The following is an 18,561-nucleotide window of genomic DNA, read 5'->3' as shown; positions in this document are numbered from 1 at the left end:
ATGCCTAGCCCTGTCGGATTCCATTCAATCCGCCGAAGTCTCAGAATCAGAATCAAGTAGCTTACGTGGATTAGCAACGCGCAAAGCATCACAGAATTTTATGGCTAAATCCAGTGACATACCGCCGACCGTGTACCGTCCTTGCTCGTAGTCACCAATACGGCCATAACTAATTCCAACCTTTTCGGCTAACTCTCGTTGTGTCAACCCACGTTTCATTCTTAATTCTTTCAATCCCATGGCCCTACTCCTAACTTGGATTAGAGGCCATTGTAGACCACTCACTAGCGTTCGTCATACGACAGACTCCCGGGCCGGGAGAAGGGTACTCCAGGGGTCAAACTCAGGGTCGCTGGCTCTCTAGTGCTGACTCCGAATGCTGCCGGAAGTAAATTTTGAATAGCCGTCACATGTTGCCACCGGAGACGAAACGTGTGGAAAAACCGGGAGGGGAAAACGGCACTGTGCCCGTGGTGGCTGGCGTGCCGGGGTGGGGAGGCCTCCCTCGGGTGGTTTGAGCCGGAGCCGCTGTGCCTCTGGTTCCGCCCGTGAATGGTATTCCGCGGACGATTTGGAAAAAATAGGACAGCAGCGGTACGTCACGTTTTATGCGCAAACTTTTCAAAAACCCGCGCGCTATTTCTGCTATTGTCCCACCGGTCCCCAGCGAAGAGGTGATGGGGGACTCCCCTACGGGGCAGAGGCTTCAAAGGCTTCAGACCTGACTGGGCTATAATTCAAAGTGAAGTTTCTTCCCATATGGGCCCGTGAGGGCACGTCAGACACGCCGAGTTATTGGGCGAGTTGTTGGGCGCAAGGAATTGCTGAGACGGGTAAAACCTATATGGCAGTAAGCGTTAGAGGTGATATAAGGCAGAATCTCGTATTCTCCGCCAGTAGGGCTTCCGGATGATTCCGGAAGCCTTTTTTCATGCCGGAAACGGCGTCTTTTCAATGGCTTGTTACGTAGAGGTGCGACGAAAAAGTTGCGAAACAGTGGGGGAGTTGCGCATATCGCTGATTTCGTTCGCAGTGGCCTGCCGCCTTGCATTACGCTCGGAACGGTGACCGTCACCAGTGGAGAGAGATTACCGGTGGAGATTGCCGGAAAAGAAGGAGGGCGGCGATGGCTGAATCCAACGATGAGCTAGATATTCGGCGTGAACTCGATACCCACGATTCTCTGACTTCAATGGCCCGCTATCATGCATCATCTCCGAGCGCCATTACCACGCAAGTACTGCCGCCAAGCTTCATTCCCACTGCGACCGGTCGTGTTCGCCCTGTGACCGGTGCGTTTCCCGCAATCCAGTCGGACGAGCAGGAAAAGCAGTCGCAGCTTGGCCGTTCCGTTCGATCCATACGTTCATTGGCTGCGGGATCGCTTCGTAAATCGCAAGATTCCACTGCGGACGGTAATGACGATGACAACGGCAATAACGGTGTTACGCCCCGCATGGCGTCCAGCGCCCCGCACTACGTCGACTGACAGTCAACATTGTTTCGACTTAAATTCGATAAAAACATGCCTGATTTTTCAATAAATTATATATGTCTTTTTGACTATCTTTTTATATCTTCTTAAATGTCCGCAAAGCCTTATTTTATCGGCTCTACGGGCATTTTTGCTTTTGTGGTAAACCTCACATATCTAGGTCTATCTTCTTATATTTTCGCTATCAAACGTGGTTAAAATCGTGGTAAATACTTCTATGCAATTAGACGCTGAACCTCTGATTTTGCGGTATCTATGGACGCATGAGCGTACCAGTTCATTGTGATACTGATATTTGAATGCCCCATGATATACTGTAAATCTTTCGGGTTCATGTTCTTGCTTGCCAGTCTTGTACAGAACGTATGGCGTAGCGTGTGCGGTGTGATATGTGGCAAGGGGTTATCCTTATGGTGCTTGTTGTATTTCTTTACCATACGGACAAATAAGGCGTTGTAATCAATGGCAACTTTGGGCTTGCCTTTCTGATTGACAAATAGGAAGTTGCCCCGTCCGTCTATCACAAATGGTTCTGCCTTTGGGCGTTTCTTCATCAATCGTTGAAATGCTTTGATTGTTTCCTCACTCAACGGTACTTGCCTTGTTCCGCTCTTTGTTTTAGGCGTTTCAATATAATAGCCTTGTTCCTTGCTCTTTAATAACTGGTGGTCGATAATCACAACCTCATGGTTAAAATCAACGTCCATGATTGTCAATCCGCACAGTTCCGAGATACGAAGTCCAGTCTTTAACAGTATCAGCACATCATCAAAATACTTATGATACACATTGTCCGTCTTGATGAATGACAGTAGGGATTGTTCTTGTTCCTCTGTCAATGCGACTTTCTCTTTTGTATCATTTTCTAAGACTTCACTTAACTTGAAATCAAAAGGATTTATTGAAAATACCTATCTCGCTTTGTCGTGTCCTTCGCTGCCGCCGAATAATATTCCGATTATCAGTTGGCTGGCCTACTCAACAACCGCAATAAACGGACTTGTAGGCAATCCAAGATTGTTATAGAGCAGATTGGAAATAGCTGGATTTCCGCTCCACCAATAACGCACTTGAGTTACCGCGTTAAGATTCGAACTTCCATCAGCGGCACTCAGCACAATCTGATCACCCTTAATTGTTGCCGCTGCCGAAACCCACTTTCCGGAATCGTCGGCAATTTCAAAACCTTGCAATGATGCGGAAGTCGGCGTTGCAACATTAGCAATACCATCCAGAGGAGTCACGTCCGAATTAGCCGTGTAATTAGGTACAGTAGCGCCCGCAGTCTTCGAATAATTGGGTTTTTCTGCCTGCAAACCAGTTGCGGTGCCCTTTTGGAATGACAATACGATCGTGCCATCGGAAGCATGCTTCGCATGTGCGATAAGCGGTCCGTTGGGAACGGCGTTGCCTTCCGACATCGCCAGATATTGCGCGGCCATGCGTGCGCCAAGAATATCTTTGCCAAGCGGATGTATCAACGTTGAAGTGCCCTTGTCAGTATCCAACGACACTGTCATTGCAACGTTGGAGGCATTGTGCAATCCGACGTTGCTCAATGTGCTCAACTGCGCGAATCGCACGTTCTGAGTGTACTGATAGCCAGGCCAACGCGCCAACTGCACATACAGGAACGGCAGATCATTCTGGTCGAACACTGCACGATACTGGTTGATCAGCGACGTCATCTGAGACTCGTATACCAATGCGGTCGCCTCGTTCGCGGAATCATTGCACCCTTGGTACCACAGCACGCCCGCCACATGGAAACCCTTCAATGGCGCGATATGGTTAGCATAAATGGAACCACCCTTCACATGGTTTCGAATCGGCGTACCACCCCATGCAGTCTGAATAATACCGACGGGCACATCCGGATGCGCGGCGCGAAGCTGCATGGCGAACTGCTGTGCCAAATAGCTGAAATGCTGCGAATTATCGGCGGTCGCATCAAGCCAGGAATCGGCCTGCTTGTTCACGTCGCGTAGCGGGAAATCAGTACCTTCCGTGGTGTTGGCGCTCGCAACGAAATGCACGTTCTTGTCGGAAAGCTGTTTCGGCAGATCGTTGGTCGTTACCAGACCTCCGCCGAAATTATAGTCATTGCCTGAACCCTTGTAGTATTGCGAATAATTCAATTCCATATTCGACTGTCCGGCAGCAATAAAAACGTCGCCGACATACACGTTTTTCAGAGTCAACAAAGTGGATTCGTTGTACGAAATCGTTAATGAATATGGCTTAAGACTTGCTTTCTGCTTAGGTAAAATGCAAGTGAAATCACCGTTTTTGGAAATTTTTGCTTGCGCGGATGATGATTTCTTACCTTGGGAAATCGTTGTAACCAGTTGTGTTGGGTCAACGGTTTTTCCACGCTGTGAAGTGGTGACGGCTCCCTTGACTACCAGCGTTTTGCCACGTTGGAAAACCATGTTCTCCATGTAGTAGGAGGGGAGTTGCACCGATGCACGGGTCGCATGGTTTGCGGATGAATCGTCGCTTGTGCTGGAGGCGCTGCTGGAGTTACTGTCGTTGGCATTCGCCGAACCGTCGCCCCATTTCGGCCCGCAGCCAACAATGATTGCCACAAGTATCGCCATGGTCACTGCGGCGGCAATAATCACGCGTGTCAGTCGTTTCTTATTCAAATCAGCCTCTTCCGGTTGTGTCGGCTGCATCGGATTGGTCGACAGTGCCGTCTGTGACGGACGTGTCTCCGACAACTCCAGCATCGTCTTTCGTGACCGCGTCTCAGTCCGTGCCACCGGTGCTGTTATCGCCGCTGGCCGTTCCATCAGTTCCGTCACCGCCATCGGTGGCCGCGGATTCGTCGGCCTTCTGCAGGGCCTGCTTGAACTGCTTTGCCTGCTTGTCATACTCGGCTTTCGCGGCGTTGGCTTTGCTGATGGTGGCGGAGGCGTCGGTGGCACAGCTCAGCGTTTTTGGAGCGGTGACTTCCGTCTGATGAAGTTCGGCGAGCTTGTCGAGATCGTAAGATTTGTCAAAACTGGTGAACGCTTCGGAGATTTTTGCCTTCAGTTGGAACGCCTTCGAATAGGAGGTGTTCATGGTCGCGACGGCTTCCTTGCAGTCGTTCAGCGCGGTCAGGTCACGCATTTGCTGCGATGCGCGCATGCCTGTGAATCCGAAGATCGCCCCCAGAATGACGACCACAACGACTATGGTGATGATGATCTGGCGATAGAAGCGCTTTACATGCTGGTTCGTCCAAGCGTCGCCATCGCTGATGCCTTGCGCTATGGCCGCGTCGAATGGGTCTTGCGGTTGATGGGATTCGTTGGTTTTAACGGCTCTGTCTGCTTCGAGCGATTGCCGATTGCTGGTCTCAGTCGTGTCGCCACTGACGATTGTGCGTGTTCCGGTTGCGTTGTTGTCGATCGCGTTGGTGCCGGCTTTGGTTGCGTCGGCTTCGTTGGAAGCGCTGTTGGTATGCGCATTTCCGGTACTGCTGTCGGTATTACTGGCGGTGTTGTTGTCGGCATTGCTGGCAAATGTGCCGTTGTCGGTCGAGCTGTTGGTTGCGCTGCTGCTGGTAGCGGCGTCAATACCGTCGGCAGAAGTGTTGGTCGTTGCGCTTCCGGCAAGTGTTCTCGGTGTGCGTGCCGAGGTGTTTTCCTCGCTTGGCTTCTTGCCGTGCCGTGCCATAACCCCTCCAGAATCTGCCTGCTATTCTGTGATCCCCGGTGCCGGCTTCCGGTCCCGGTCAATGCTGACCGTGCCGAGTGTTCACCTGAAATGCCAATATACAGCGTACGATACCCGTTCGTCCCCGATGTATCGCTTCCGTGTTGCTTTATATATGGACGACCCGTACATTCCGGACGTAGTCGTAGTGCACTATTGGCGTGGGATCGCTTTCGGCTCGCAAGGTGATGCTTGAATCGTCTACTTGCAGGTAGGAACTGCCATCTTTAAACGAGCATTGATACCTATAGTCAAGCCTTAGAATAACCCGCCCCTCCACAGTGAGAGGTATCCCCTCCGGATTATGAGTATTGATGACGAAGCTGTCTCGTCCATTTTTGCGATATCCGCGAGGTGTGGACGTGTATTGTTCTTCTGCGGGACCAAGTACTGCGGTGAGCATGTCCTCGATTCGCTGTGCGAAGTCGTCGATCTGTGTGGCGAGATTTTCCAAAGAATCAGCAACCTTCGAGGTAGTCGAGATCTTCGAGGTTACGCAGAGCGATGCGTTCATCGAGTGTGAGGCCGATGATGTCGCGCTTGTCCTCAAGTGATTCACGTGTGCCAAACGTACGTTCTATAGTGTCACGCTGTTCCCGAATATCTTCAAGGGTGAGCATGATCGGCTTGCCAATCCTTCTTGCTTGGAGAGAAGCCAGTGCTGCGGTCATCTTTCCTCCTTCCACGTGGTTATTCCATTAAACATCATCTTGTCGAAAAGTGCACATGCTGTCGGCGGAATGAGATGTGGGGATCGGGATGATTTTGGGGATTGGGGATATGCAGGGTTGCGGGGTGCGGTTAGAGTTGGCGATTAGGGCGTTTGCGCCGAATATTTGAGGTTGATGAATTTATTCAAGAGAGGCTGACGAATGGTTTCGCCACATCATGTTTTGAAGATTGCGACTGCGCTGTCTGCGGTTGCGTTGACGGCTTCCGTTGCGGTTACGCCGGCTTACGCATTGCAGGATATTGCGATTGAGGATGCTGTTGCACAGAGCGGTCCCGTTACTGCAGATAATGGCGTTGTTGTGCAGTCTGACGATCAGTCGGATGATCAGACGGGCGACCAGCAATCGCAAGACGGCATGCCTGACAATCCGAATGCGAAACTTCCAGACACCATCAGTGACGAGATTTCCGACGATGCCACCGTGGTTTCGGAAGACCTGGCCGTCACCTCCGAAGGTGAGGTCAAGAACATCGAAACCGGCGAAATTGTAGCCGATCCGACACTGGTCGGTACGCAGGATCAGCAGCCGGATCCGCTCGCCAAAACTAATGGCGAATCCTTCATTCCGGTAAGTGCGGAAGATGTAAAAAATGCTGTAGCCGACGCGAATGATGCCAATAGTGCAGAAGTGCAATCCGCGCAATCCAGCGTAATCGTGGAACAATCGTCGATGAAATCGAGTGCGCAATCCACGCAATCCAACGCGAAAGTGCAAACAACCAAATTCGAAAGCAATGAATACGGCGCGCACTGGGGCACCTACAACAATACGAAAGCTTTCTTTGACTACCAGAACAACCTGTTCGTACAGCAAGCCAAAGGCGTGATCGACGTTTCCGGATGGCAAGGCGACATCGACTGGGCCAAAGCGAAAGCCGACGGCGTGGAAGGCGTGGTCATCCGCCTCGGCTACGGTTGGGGCAACAATGCTGACAAGAAAGCGCAACGTAACATTTCCGAATGCAAGCGACTCGGCATCCCATTCGGCATCTACTGGTATTCCTACGCGGACACTCCGTCGATTGCCAAAGAAGAAGGTACCGACGTGGTCGCCAAACTCAAGCAATTCGGTGTGAATCCGAGCGACTTGGCGTACCCCGTGTACTACGACCTGGAAAAGTGGACCTGGGAGGGGCATCAGCCGCCCACCGACCCGAACGTGTACAACAATATCGTCAACAATTGGTACAGCGCACTGCAGTCTGCCGGATACAAGAACCTGGGCGTCTACTCGTACACCAGCTACCTGCAAGGCCCGCTGAAACATGCCGACATTTACGCCAAAACCGCGTGGGTGGCGCAGTACGGCGCTCGCATGGGATTCGACTCGTTCCCGACCAATAGTCGCGGATGGCAGTACACCAGCTCCGGCAAAGTGGACGGCATCAGCGGCAATGTGGACATGAATGCGTTTGGGAATAAGGAGTATGTGAATGGCGGGAGCAGCAATGATTTACAAGCGGCCATTGATGTACGCAAAATGACTGCAGTTACCATTCCGAATGGCAATTACTACATTAATGTTCGTTCCAAAGTCGCGTCCAGTGTTGATATTCCTAGTGGAAGTGCTGCAGATTCCACCGCCATTCAGTTGTATTCCGGTAACGGTTCCAAGGCTCAGCAGTTCACTTTTACTAGGCAGTCTGATGGAAGCTACGAGATCGTCAATGTGAATTCCGGTAAGGCTTTGGACGTGCGTAATGGTGTTGCTGAGAATAACGCTATAGTGCAACAGTATTCTCGAAATAATTCTCAAGCTCAGCGATGGTTTATTCGTGACTCTGGAGCGGGATATTATTTGCAGTCCGCTATCGGTAATTGGGTTCTTGATTTGAGTGGCGGAAATACTGCGGATGGTGCTGCGATTCGGCTGTATACGCCGAATGGCACTGCTTCACAGTTATTCGTTGTTTCATCGAGCGATGTCAACATAACTGCTGGAGTGTCGATGATTATCACTTCGGTTGCGAATAAAAAACTTGTCACGGATGTGACGAGTGCATCGACGGCGAACGGGGCACGAGTTCAGCTTTATTCAAGCAATGATACGAACGCCCAGAAATATCGATTTGAATCAATTGGCAACGGAACTTACAAGATCGTCAATGTTAATTCGGGCAAGGTGCTGGATGTATCTAGCGGATCCACTGCTAATGGAGCGGCATTGCAGCAATATACGAGTAATAATACTGTTGCTCAGCAGTGGACGGTGCGGAATTACGGCAGCGGCAAGATTGCGTTGGTGTCGGTGAACGCCAACAAAGCTGTCGATATTCCAGGTGGCAATGCCGTGCAGCAGGCTCAGCTGCAGCTTTATTCGCCGAATGGCACTGTTGCTCAGCAATGGTTGGTCGCAAAGGCGCCGTTGACGTTGCGCGAACGTTTGAACGAGACTGCAGCCAAGCATAGGCAAGATCTGTCGGATGGAACCTACACTTTTGGATCGAAGCTTAATACGTCTATGAAGATGGATGTAAGCGGCGCTTCGTGTTCAAATTATGGAAACGTGCAGATTTGGGCCGGTAATGGAACCAATGCGCAGAAGTGGAAAGTAACGCATGATTCCAACGGGTATGTGACCCTGACCAGTGTGAACTCCGGCAAAGTTTTGGACGTGAACGGCGGTGTATCTGCCAACGGAACCAACGTGCAACAGTACGATTCCAATGGAACATACGCTCAAAAGTGGATAGCTGTCAAAAACTCCGATGGCTCGTATACGTTCCGGTCGGCGCTCGCGGAAAACGTGGTGCTGGATGTGAATGGTGGTTCCAGCGCAAACGGCACTAACGTGCAGTTGTATACTTCCAACGGAACAAATGCCCAAAAATGGGTGAAGTAGTTTGTGTCTATATCGCGCAGTTTGATCCAGACGATCAAACTGCGCGATACGCGTTATGCGTTTGCGGACGGTGTGAATCGACGATCTTCCCCGTCCGTTTCTTTAGTGAGATAGAGTGGACGATGCTTGACCTCGGTATAGGTCTTGGATAGGTATTCCCCTACGATGCCTATGCAAAATAGCTGAAGGCCGCCGATGAGTAGCATAACGCTAATCATGCTTGGCCATCCTGCAACTGGGTCACCAAAAAGCAAAGCACGGACTACAACAACGATGATGCCTATGAATGCGACGAGACAGCAGAAGACACCTAGGAAAGAAGACAGTGCAAGCGGTACTGTAGAGAATCCGGCGATTCCTTCAATAGAATATTTAAACAATGACCAGAAATTCCACTTTGTTTTTCCGGCTGCGCGTTCAATATTTTCATATGAAATCCAATGGGTTTTAAATCCAACCCACGAAAAAATGCCTTTAGAGAAGCGGTTATATTCACTTAATGATAAGACCGCGTCAACAAACTTTCTTGTCATGAAGCGAAAATCGCGTGCTCCGTCTACGATTTCCGTTCCAGACATTTTGTTGATGATTCGATAGAACATCTTTGCGAAAAAACTGCGAATTGGTGGTTCGCCTTTACGGGTTTTCCTGCGTGTTGCTACACAATCATAATCCTTGTTCTCAAGAAGGAATTGAAGCATCTTTGGTATCAGAGATGGTGGGTCTTGAAGATCGGCGTCTAGGGTGGCTACATAGTCGCCTTTCGCGGCTTTTAATCCCGCATATAAACCAGCTTCTTTGCCGAAATTTCGGGAGAAAGAAATGTAATGGACTCGTTCATCTTTTGCATGCAATGCTCGAAGCTTTTCGAGAGTTTTATCGCCAGAACCATCGTCAACGAAGATGAACTCTGCTTCAGCATGGGACTGTTGATGCAGAACGTTGGCGACACGGCAAGCCTCATCGTAGAAAAGAGGCAAAGACTCTTCTTCGTTGTAGCATGGAACGACGAAACTGACGAGCATTGGGGGTGTATCCTTTTGCGCTTAATGAGGACAATCTTTTGTTTTACATGTACATGATACATGTAAAGGTGCGATGGGTGTTATAGTGGCAAATTCTTTCGGAATCAGATACGAAGTCCCACCGCATATTGAGTTTTTAAAAGAACATTGAAAAAAGTTGTCTTCTTGATACCCGAATTCAATTTATAAGTGCAACGTTCGTCTTTGGGCAGCTGGTCTTCGAGGGCGCCTTGCCGAGTTCGCGGTGCCAAACCTCGTTGGACGTTTCCCGGTCCAGGACCTTCATGGGGGTGTCGTTGATCTCGTCGACGATGGCCGGCAGGCCCGCATTCGACAGGTCGTCCGGTCCTCTTGGGTAGGCAACGGCGGATGCGCCCGTTGCGGTTCTCATTCGACCTTCAGCCACCCCTTAATCCTCTTGGGCGTCTATCCCCTCCTGAGCGCGTCCATGACCCGGGAGAGCGGCGGCGGGTACGCCATGCGCGTGGGCCTGCGTGGCCGGCAGGCCCGTTGTTCGGCCTTCCTCCGCTCGGCCATGGCCGAATGGAACGGCCGCGATGTCCACGCGTCCGTCTTCGAGCAGCTCGACCGGCAGGGACGATACGGGTCGTTCTCGTTGGACGCGGACCACAGGCCGCGTTTCAGCTCGCGAATGACGGTCGACTTGTCACGGCCGATTCTCAGGACTGTTTGGCGCACGCCAAGCCCCTCCCGGTTCCGCAATTCGTCGATCCGGACACGTTCCTCTGCCGACAGGTGGGAATACGCTTTCATACCAAGCGCGACACTTTCTCCGGTCATGAATCTGAACACTTCCGACCATAGACAGGTGTTGCGCTTCTATTTAGAACTCGGGCCCGATGTATCGCTTCCGTGTTGCCTTATATAATGCACATGGCCATTCTTTAACTTCTGCATACTTGCCGGAACTTCTTAAAATTTTTGAGAAGTGCTGTGCTGGGGTTGTTGGGATCTTCGCGACGGACAGCGAAAGGCCTCGGATATTTTAGTGCCAAGGTGTTCTACCCCCAGCCTGTAATCTGGCATGGCATCTTTGCTCTTCATCTATATAGGCTATCTCGTGCGGCAACACAACGTGATTGGGCAATCAATTGCTCACCCAGGGATTGGGCAGTACTCGTGATTGGCTGGGGCATTCATCTGTCAATTCAGTGGCTTTAGCATGGCGATGAGCGGATTTGGCAAGTATCCGATTCTCGATATTCTGAAAGGATGACATCACGCCTTGGAATCTGATGTTGTCGCTGCTGCGGGTCTCGTTGTCGGACATGCTAGCGGCATTGCACGGTTTCTCATCCGTGCCATCATCGATTGTCTGCTTGCAGGGGACATACCATGTGCCGAGGAACAATATTTTCTTCCCAGAATTGCTGAAGAAGCAGGATACAGCCACCATTAAATGGCATAATTCTTGTTATCATCGACTATCAGAACAGTCAAACGAGAGAAACGATATGTCATCTATTACTTCATCGGCAGAAACACAGGCCAAGCCGAACGGCTCCACGGCCAAATCGCAACAGCGGCGGTACATCATGCCGGTCGTAGGCAACGTTCTGTCTCGAATCATTCTCTGGATGGGAATCATCGTCTTTTCCTGCATCGGCCTGGGCGCATTAATGTTCACGACGTTCTATCCGTCATACACGGAGAAAGCCGAATATCTCACCAATGCGGCATGGCCTGTTGTCGTATTATCCATAGCCGCCATTGCGGTAGTTGCGCTGTTACGCCGATGCAATGTTCTGGAACGAATTAATGTCAATGTCCTGTCGTGGATTGTTTGCTGCTATATGATTGTTGCGAGCACCGCATGGGCCATAGCCAGCGACACCTTCCCCGCATATGACTCATTGGACCTTATCAATGCCGCCAAAGAACTCGGTACCGATGATATGCCCATGTGGAACGGCTGGTACATGGAACGATACCCTTATCAAATGCCATTCGTCATGGTCATCCGACTGCTACTGGAAATGGTGGGGGATGGTCAGCTATACATTGCTTTGGAGTTCCTCAACGCCATATGCGCTGGGGCCACGGCATTGTTGCTGGTGCGTCTGTCGCGTCAGCTTTTTTCCGACAAGGCAGCGGTCATGACCGGTCTGTTCTCGTTCTTCTTTCTGCCGCTGTTCCTGTACTCTACTTTTGCATATGGCAACGTCCCCTCATTGCCATTCGCCCTTGCGGCAATCCTTTGGCAAGCGAAGTTCATGGAAACGCATACTTGGCGTCACTTGATCTTTGCGTCCATGGCTATCACCGTCAGTGTCCTGCTGAAATCCACGATGATTGTCGTGCTTATGGCTATGTGCCTTATCTTTCTTCTCCATGCGATGGTCAAGCGTAATTGGCATGGCATTGCAGGCATTATCGTGCCGATCGTAGTGTATGCTGCCTGTTCCCATGGTTTCTTCGCCATGATGGAAAAGAAATACGATGTGGTAACGGACAACGGACTAGGCAAGACCACATGGATTGCCATGGGATTACAGGGAGATGAGTATGGCAACCGTCTACCCGATGCACCTTCATGGGTTACAGGATCAGCCAATCCAGGATGGTACAATGGTTACCCTTGGGGGTGGACAGCTGACTACAATCCTGAAGTGGCAGCAGCTGATTCAGAGGAATCTATCAAACGGTCCTTGACAAGATTTGTTCAAAACCCAACATTTGCCATTCGATTCTTTATACAAAAACAGGCAACTATTTGGTTTGATCCCACTTATGAATCACTGGTCAATAGTAATTGGTCTGCAGTACCAAGTAACCATAGCTCTACTCCCATGTCTGACCGTCCTATGACTCACTTAGTTCACTCTGTGTATTATGGCAAAACCAATACGATTATCCTACGCGCCAGTGACGCTTTCCAGTTCCTCACTCTCGCAGCTGCTGCTACCGTGCTCATAGGACTGCGTAAACGCTTCCGCATTGAGCAGCTGCTTCCCATCACCGTATGTCTTGGCATTTTCTGCATCTATGTGCTGTGGGAAGCCAAAGCTCAATATGCTATGCCTGCCTATGTGGTGCTGCTGACATATTCTGGACAAGGGCTTCTCGATATTGAGAACGGAGCTGCACGCCTCATGGGTAAGTTCTCTCGCATTATCACAGGTAAGCATGAGCAAATATCAACACAACTCGCTGCCGATACCGGCATAGACTGATATGAACTGATTTTTGAACCGGCTTGACCATTATCAGCGTTCCACATTTCCCCTAACTTGATGGGAGATGATGGGATGAAGTGGACTGATTTGAATTGCCTCCCACTTCTGTTGTCCAAAAAATGGGAGGCAGTTCAAATCGTATGGGTCAGGTTGTGATGTGGCGTGCATTGCAGCAATTGCTTGGCCTACAACGTCCGATAAAACGTCTGACAAGCGGTAGAGAGAACGCGCCAACAAGAGACTTGAGAGAGTATGCAACGTATTAGATTTTTCGATATTGCCAAGGGTATAGCCATTCTGGCTGTGATATTGGGACACAGTGCCATTGAAACGAACCTATTTGTACCCCATCGCACGGCTGAGGTTGTTCTGTCCATCTGTTTTTCATTCCATATGCCGCTTTTCTTCATTCTTTCCGGGTATTTCATGCATCCGGAAAGACGATTCCGCTGGATGAAGGAGGCAAAACAGCTGCTGCTCACCTACGCGGTGACGGCATTGTGCGTGCTTGTCGGCGTGACCTGCATGGCGACGCTCGACCATGAAAGCCGTGCGATTGCCCTTCGACAGTGGGGTATGGCCGCGATATATGGAAGCGGCGATATCTCGAATCTGACGCTCTGGCGAGTAGACCTGAGAATCGGCGCGATCTGGTTCCTGCTCGCACTGTTTTGGGCTCGTCTGCTGCTGCATTGTCTTGCAAGGCTCCCTATTATCCCTGTCTGGGTGGTGCTGTGCTTCGCTGTCGGCTATGTTTCCTCGCGATATGTACTGCTGCCGTGGAGCATTCAATCCGGAATGTGTGCGGTCGCGTTCCTTTATCTGGGGTATCTTGCCAAGAAATACGATGTGCTCGGCATGATGAAGAGGTTCCCCTGTGTATGGGCTATCGCGTTTGTTATTTGGGTGGCCGACATCATGCTTTTCGGTGGCATGAGCATGGCCGTCAATAACTATGGTTCGCGCCCTGTCCTGGCCGTAATCGGCAGCATTGCGGGAACACTGTGTGTTGTTGGCATCTCACAGTTGATCGATCGGGTTTCGGTGTTGGGAAGTGCGTTAAGCAGCATCGGTCAGGCAAGTCTTGCTATTTTGTGCGTGCACTTGATTGAAGATGACGCATTGCCCTGGCAGATGTATCTAGGAGTGTTGCGTACGGCGTTTCCTCAAGTTCCTCTGGTTATGTTGAGTTTCATTGTTCGACTGCCGATAGATCTTATCGGTGCCGCGCTGCTGTATCACATTCCGGTGATCAATGAATGGTTTTATCCTCAGCTGACGAAGAAGAAGCATAAGACAAATATGGTTAGTGTAACGGAATAGTCTGAAATACTCGTTTGAGAAGTGTACGCCTTCTCTTCAAGGGTTTACGCTAGTCTATGGAATATGGTTTCGATGAAATTCGCAAATATCCTTCTGGAAACGAACCCTCGCTCTGTCGCTTACCCGGCGCTGTACTGCCGTTCCGATCAGCCTGTTGTTTTCGACGAACAATTTGGCGAGTGGAAGATGTTTAATGCGGGGACCTTCGACTTCAGCACGTATTTCAATTCCTTGTCCGTAATGAAGCTGCGGAAGTACACAAGTGCAACAAGCTTCATGCTGCATCTTGAGCTTAAGGGTGCTGCCTGTGAGGTGCAACAGACCATGGGTGATGCTTTCGCACATGATCCGCTGCCTGTCGAGGGGGCTTCGAAGGTACTGAGCGCTTCTGATGACTGGCAGGTTGCCGATCTGCCTCTTACAATCACCGATGACATGGTGATTGTCGGTTTCCTCATCAAGACGGAGGGTGCGGTCGCCATTCGTAACAGCTACTACGAGCTTGGCATCGATGGTGAGCTGAACGACGTTGAGCTGGTGCTGTCCACCACCACCTTCAAGAAGGAAGCGTTCATTGAACGCAACATCGGCCTGGTCAAGGATAAGATCATCAATTCCGGTGATTCGATTGCCGATCATTTCCATATGTATGTGATTGATAATGGCCGTACTCTCGATGCCGAGAAGCTGAGCGGAAACCGCGTCCAGGTCGTGCCGAACGATAACGTTGGTGGTGCCGGCGGCTTTACCCGTGGCATGATCACCGCCATGGAACAGATTCCAAAGGCCACGAACATTCTGCTGATGGATGACGATGTCGCGGTCTCCCCGGAAAGCATCAAGCGTACTTATAATTTGCTGCGCATTCTCAAGCCTGAGCATCGTAATGACATGATCAGCGGTGCGATGCTGAACTATGAGGTCGGCGAGGACCAGTGGGAAGACATCGGCAACATGACTCAGCAGGGCACTTTTGCCGGTTGCAAGCCGCTATTGCGTCTGACTCTGTTCGAGGATCTGGTGTACAACGAGATGTACACGCCGACCAAGTGGCAGCGGAACAACATGTATGCCGCATGGTGGTACTGCTGCATTCCGATTTCCGTGATTGAGAAGAACGGCCTACCCCTTCCCGTGTTCGTTCGTTGTGACGATGCCGAGTATGGCATTCGCTGTCAGACTGGATTTATCACCATGAACGGCCTGTGTGTGTGGCATATGTCGTTCTTCGAGCGCTATAACGCAGCAGTGGAACGCTACCAGACCACCCGTAACACGATGATTGCACAGGCGACGTGCGGCATGGCCCCGAAGGCCGACTTCATGTATGAGTTGCACAACAACATTCGTCTTGAGCTGAAGAAGTTCGGTTACGCCAACGCAGAGCTGTGCCTAGATGCTTTTGAGGACTTCCTGAAGGGTCCTGAATTCATCAAGAAGCCCGGTCAGGCGGAGAAGAGCTTTATGGCCGCGAACCGTAACAAGGAACAGCTTGTGGACTTTGCGACTCTTCAGTCTCGGATTGACGCTGATGCCGAATTGAATGGTCTGCGTATCAAGGACATCGATCGTCAGCTGATTGATGGAGATAAGTCCCGTAGCCTACCCGAACGACTGGAAGACCTTATCACCGACAACAACCAGCGCTATTTCAAGAAGGATGGCACTGGCTATGCTGTCATTCCACTGCAGGGATGGCTGTATCCGGCCGGCGCGATTCGTGGCAAGCACAAGCTTGTTGTTCTCGATTGGTACAACCGCAAAGGCCTCATCCGCACCAAGGATGTGAAGCGCTACCAGGAGATTAAGAAGCGTTACGCAAGAGATCTCAAGTACTACAAGGCAAATATCAAGCGTCTGCGCCAGGAATACGCCGCAGCCCGTAAGGAATTGACCTCAGTGAAGTACTGGAAGCATTATCTTAAGATGGACTGAGTTATAGGTAGCCACGCGAGGAGCCTCAGCGGATTGGGGCTCCTCCTTAGTCTTTGCGGCCTGTCTTTTCAATGAAGTTCTCTAGATTTCCAGTGACCGGATAGTGCCGATTTCTAGCTGTATATCATGATTGGAATAGTCGCTGATAGGATACAACTTGTGAAACAGTTGGTGAAAAACGTGAAAAACAGGTACGGTTATGCATGGACCGTGCTGCAAGGTCTGGTGAAGACTGATTTCAGGCTCCGATATCAGGGATCCTTTTTGGGAATCGCCTGGTCGGTGCTGAAACCGTTGATGATGTTTTGTGTGATGTATGTCGTGTTTGGCAAGTTTTTGCGTATGTCTGACGGTACATCCACTTATCCGGTGGTACTTCTGCTTGGCATCAGCTCTTGGCAGTTTGTTACTGAATCGACGAATGTCGGACTTCGTTCAGTAGTGGACCGTGGAGATCTACTTCGTAAGATTCATTTTCCGAACTATATTGTGGTTGTTTCTGCGACGGTCGGTGCGTTGATTAGTTATGCCATCAATTTGGTTGTGGTTTTTTTGTTTGCATTGGTTGCGCGGGTGCATTTCACCTGGCGAGTTGTACTGCTTTCTCTTAACATCATTGAGCTTTACGTCATCACATTGGCCGTGACCTTACTCATGTCTACCATGTACGTGTATTTCCGTGATATCGCTCATATTTGGGATGTGCTTCAGCAATTGGTATTCTACGGAATGCCTATCATTTACCCCCTTACGTATGTAACGGATCGAGGTGGTGTTCTTGCTGATTTGGCACGTCTTGAGTTGTTGAATCCGTTTGCTCAGGTGATTCAAGATATTCGACATAATTTCATAGCGCCTGAGACACAGCCGACTATTTGGAATCAGTTCGATAATTGGGTAATAAAGTTGTTCCCATTGGTTTTCACGGCCGTATTGTTGTGGCTTGGAATCCATTTGTTCCGTCGAAATAGTCGTAAATTCGCGGAGGTCATGTAATGTCCGAGACTGTAGTTGAAAAGATTGATTATTCCAAGACGCCTGTGGTGCTATCTGCTAGCCACGTGTCTAAGTGCTTTAAACTTCCTACGGAGCAGGCTACAGGACTCAAGCAGGCTTTTATAAACTGGACCAAGGGAATCAAAGGATACAGGAAGCAAGAAGTACTCAAGGACATCAGCTTTGAAGTCCATCAGGGAGAATTCTTTGGAATTGTAGGTCGTAATGGCGGCGGTAAGTCGACGTTACTGAAGCTTATTTCCCAGATTTATTATCCCGAGTCTGGATCCATCAGTGTGAATGGCAAGCTGGTGCCATTCATTGAATTGGGAGTCGGCTTCAATCCTGAGCTCACTGGGCGTGAAAACGTATATCTCAATGGTTCGTTGCTTGGCTTTACTCATGAAGAGATTGACGGTATGTACGACGATATCGTCAAATTTGCCGAGCTTGAAGAGTTTATGGACCAAAAGCTGAAGAACTATTCTTCAGGTATGCAGGTTCGCTTGGCTTTTTCTGTGGCGATTAAGGCGCAGGGCGATATTTTGGTGCTAGATGAGGTCCTTGCGGTTGGTGACGAGGCGTTTCAGCGTAAGTGTGATGATTTCTTCACTGAGATTCGGAAGGATCCTACTAAGACCGTTATTCTCGTTACGCATGATATGAATTCGGTGAAGAAATACTGTTCTCGTGCCATGATGATCGCAAATGGTGAAGTGGAGGCCCTGGGCGATCCTGAAACTGTTTCCCAGCAATACACTTTAGCTAATCTTGAAGCTGAGGAAGAAGCGGAACGCAGGCGTCAGGAAGAGCGTGGCGGCTATCCAAATGGACTTAATGAGCGTTGTCCTCTATTAAAGACGATAGCTGTGTCGCCGAAGCTTTGCACAGGTAGAGATGTCTTTAAGTTCGATGTGGAATATCAATATGATGAACCTGGAGATTTCTATCTTGCAATAGCGCTACATGATATCCGTCGCGGTGGAATTACCTATGATACTGGTGCAAAGGTGCTGAAGATGAAGAAACACGGGCACCAAGTCATTCATTTCGAAATGCCTCTTGAATTGTTCAATAATGGCGAGTTTAGGCTGATTACTTCATTGAGGATTCCAAGTCAGACAAATCCGGAAACAACGGATGCCGTTGGTGTCGCGCTAGATGACAATGCATGTAGCTTCGTCATTCGGGATGATCGGAACGGAGAATACGCTTTACTGAGCGATCGAGCACTGACTATCGAGCCGACAGACAGTACTCAGGTTGAAATTGAGTAGGATGCCGGCAAATAAAGTTGAGAGGGTTCGGTG

General features: G+C 50.0%; 12 protein-coding genes and 2 pseudogenes. 7 read left to right on the top strand and 7 right to left on the bottom strand.

What is annotated here, in order from left to right; translation table 11 throughout:
- Window positions 1-24 precede the first annotated feature (24 nt).
- The gene (locus AH68_RS09105) at window positions 25-240 is read right to left on the bottom strand and encodes a helix-turn-helix transcriptional regulator (RefSeq protein WP_039199394.1); all 216 of its coding nucleotides are present in this window, start codon (window positions 238-240) and stop codon (window positions 25-27) included.
- Between the two features lie 886 nt (window positions 241-1,126).
- Here AH68_RS09105 and AH68_RS09100 point away from each other — a divergent pair.
- Window positions 1,127-1,489, top strand: coding sequence for a hypothetical protein (locus AH68_RS09100; RefSeq protein ID WP_039199393.1), 363 nt, complete (start codon window positions 1,127-1,129; stop codon window positions 1,487-1,489).
- A gap of 221 nt (window positions 1,490-1,710) precedes the next feature.
- On the opposite strand, the pseudogene AH68_RS09095 reads toward AH68_RS09100, so the two are convergent.
- The 4 genes and pseudogenes from AH68_RS09095 to AH68_RS09080 all read right to left on the bottom strand — a co-directional run.
- Window positions 1,711-2,394, bottom strand: a pseudogene (locus AH68_RS09095) (site-specific integrase); the annotation flags it as partial.
- Window positions 2,395-2,469: 75 nt separating this feature from the next.
- On the bottom strand, window positions 2,470-4,260 hold the full coding sequence (locus AH68_RS09090; RefSeq protein WP_236682403.1) for a sialate O-acetylesterase: 1,791 nt from the start codon (window positions 4,258-4,260) through the stop codon (window positions 2,470-2,472).
- Complete coding sequence (locus AH68_RS09085) at window positions 4,247-5,161, bottom strand: hypothetical protein (RefSeq protein ID WP_201772592.1); 915 nt, start codon at window positions 5,159-5,161, stop codon at window positions 4,247-4,249. The genes AH68_RS09090 and AH68_RS09085 overlap by 14 nt, the downstream gene beginning before the upstream one ends.
- Window positions 5,162-5,658: 497 nt before the next feature.
- On the bottom strand, window positions 5,659-5,871 hold the full coding sequence (locus AH68_RS09080; protein ID WP_039199389.1) for a hypothetical protein: 213 nt from the start codon (window positions 5,869-5,871) through the stop codon (window positions 5,659-5,661).
- A gap of 201 nt (window positions 5,872-6,072) precedes the next feature.
- Between AH68_RS09080 and AH68_RS09075 the strand changes: the two genes are divergently transcribed.
- Complete coding sequence (locus tag AH68_RS09075; protein ID WP_039199387.1) at window positions 6,073-8,775, top strand: RICIN domain-containing protein; 2,703 nt, start codon at window positions 6,073-6,075, stop codon at window positions 8,773-8,775.
- Between the two features lie 53 nt (window positions 8,776-8,828).
- On the opposite strand, the gene AH68_RS09070 is transcribed toward AH68_RS09075, so the two are convergent.
- Together AH68_RS09070 and AH68_RS10425 are read right to left on the bottom strand one after the other, a co-directional pair.
- Window positions 8,829-9,800, bottom strand: coding sequence for a glycosyltransferase family 2 protein (locus AH68_RS09070; protein WP_039199385.1), 972 nt, complete (start codon window positions 9,798-9,800; stop codon window positions 8,829-8,831).
- 178 nt (window positions 9,801-9,978) lie between these two features.
- Window positions 9,979-10,601: pseudogene (locus AH68_RS10425) on the bottom strand (helix-turn-helix domain-containing protein).
- Between the two features lie 455 nt (window positions 10,602-11,056).
- Here AH68_RS10425 and AH68_RS09050 point away from each other — a divergent pair.
- The 5 genes from AH68_RS09050 (at window position 11,057) to AH68_RS09030 (ending at window position 18,528) form a co-directional block, all read left to right on the top strand.
- Window positions 11,057-12,994, top strand: coding sequence for a glycosyltransferase family 39 protein (locus tag AH68_RS09050; RefSeq protein WP_081995923.1), 1,938 nt, complete (start codon window positions 11,057-11,059; stop codon window positions 12,992-12,994).
- Window positions 12,995-13,249: 255 nt separating this feature from the next.
- Window positions 13,250-14,320 (top strand): acyltransferase family protein, encoded by a 1,071-nt coding sequence (locus AH68_RS09045; RefSeq protein ID WP_039199379.1) that lies wholly within the window; start codon window positions 13,250-13,252, stop codon window positions 14,318-14,320.
- A gap of 63 nt (window positions 14,321-14,383) precedes the next feature.
- Window positions 14,384-16,255, top strand: a complete 1,872-nt coding sequence (locus AH68_RS09040; RefSeq protein ID WP_039199377.1) for a glycosyltransferase family protein — start codon at window positions 14,384-14,386, stop codon at window positions 16,253-16,255.
- 159 nt (window positions 16,256-16,414) lie between these two features.
- Complete coding sequence (locus AH68_RS09035; protein ID WP_039199375.1) at window positions 16,415-17,251, top strand: ABC transporter permease; 837 nt, start codon at window positions 16,415-16,417, stop codon at window positions 17,249-17,251.
- Complete coding sequence (locus AH68_RS09030; protein WP_039199374.1) at window positions 17,251-18,528, top strand: ABC transporter ATP-binding protein; 1,278 nt, start codon at window positions 17,251-17,253, stop codon at window positions 18,526-18,528. The genes AH68_RS09035 and AH68_RS09030 overlap by 1 nt, the downstream gene beginning before the upstream one ends.
- The last annotated feature ends 33 nt before the right edge of the window (window positions 18,529-18,561 follow it).

Origin of the sequence: Bifidobacterium catenulatum PV20-2 (assembly GCF_000800455.1) — a bacterium.
Taxonomy (GTDB): Bacteria; Actinomycetota; Actinomycetes; order Actinomycetales; family Bifidobacteriaceae; genus Bifidobacterium; species Bifidobacterium kashiwanohense_A.
This window is presented reverse-complemented; position numbering and strand designations above follow the sequence as displayed.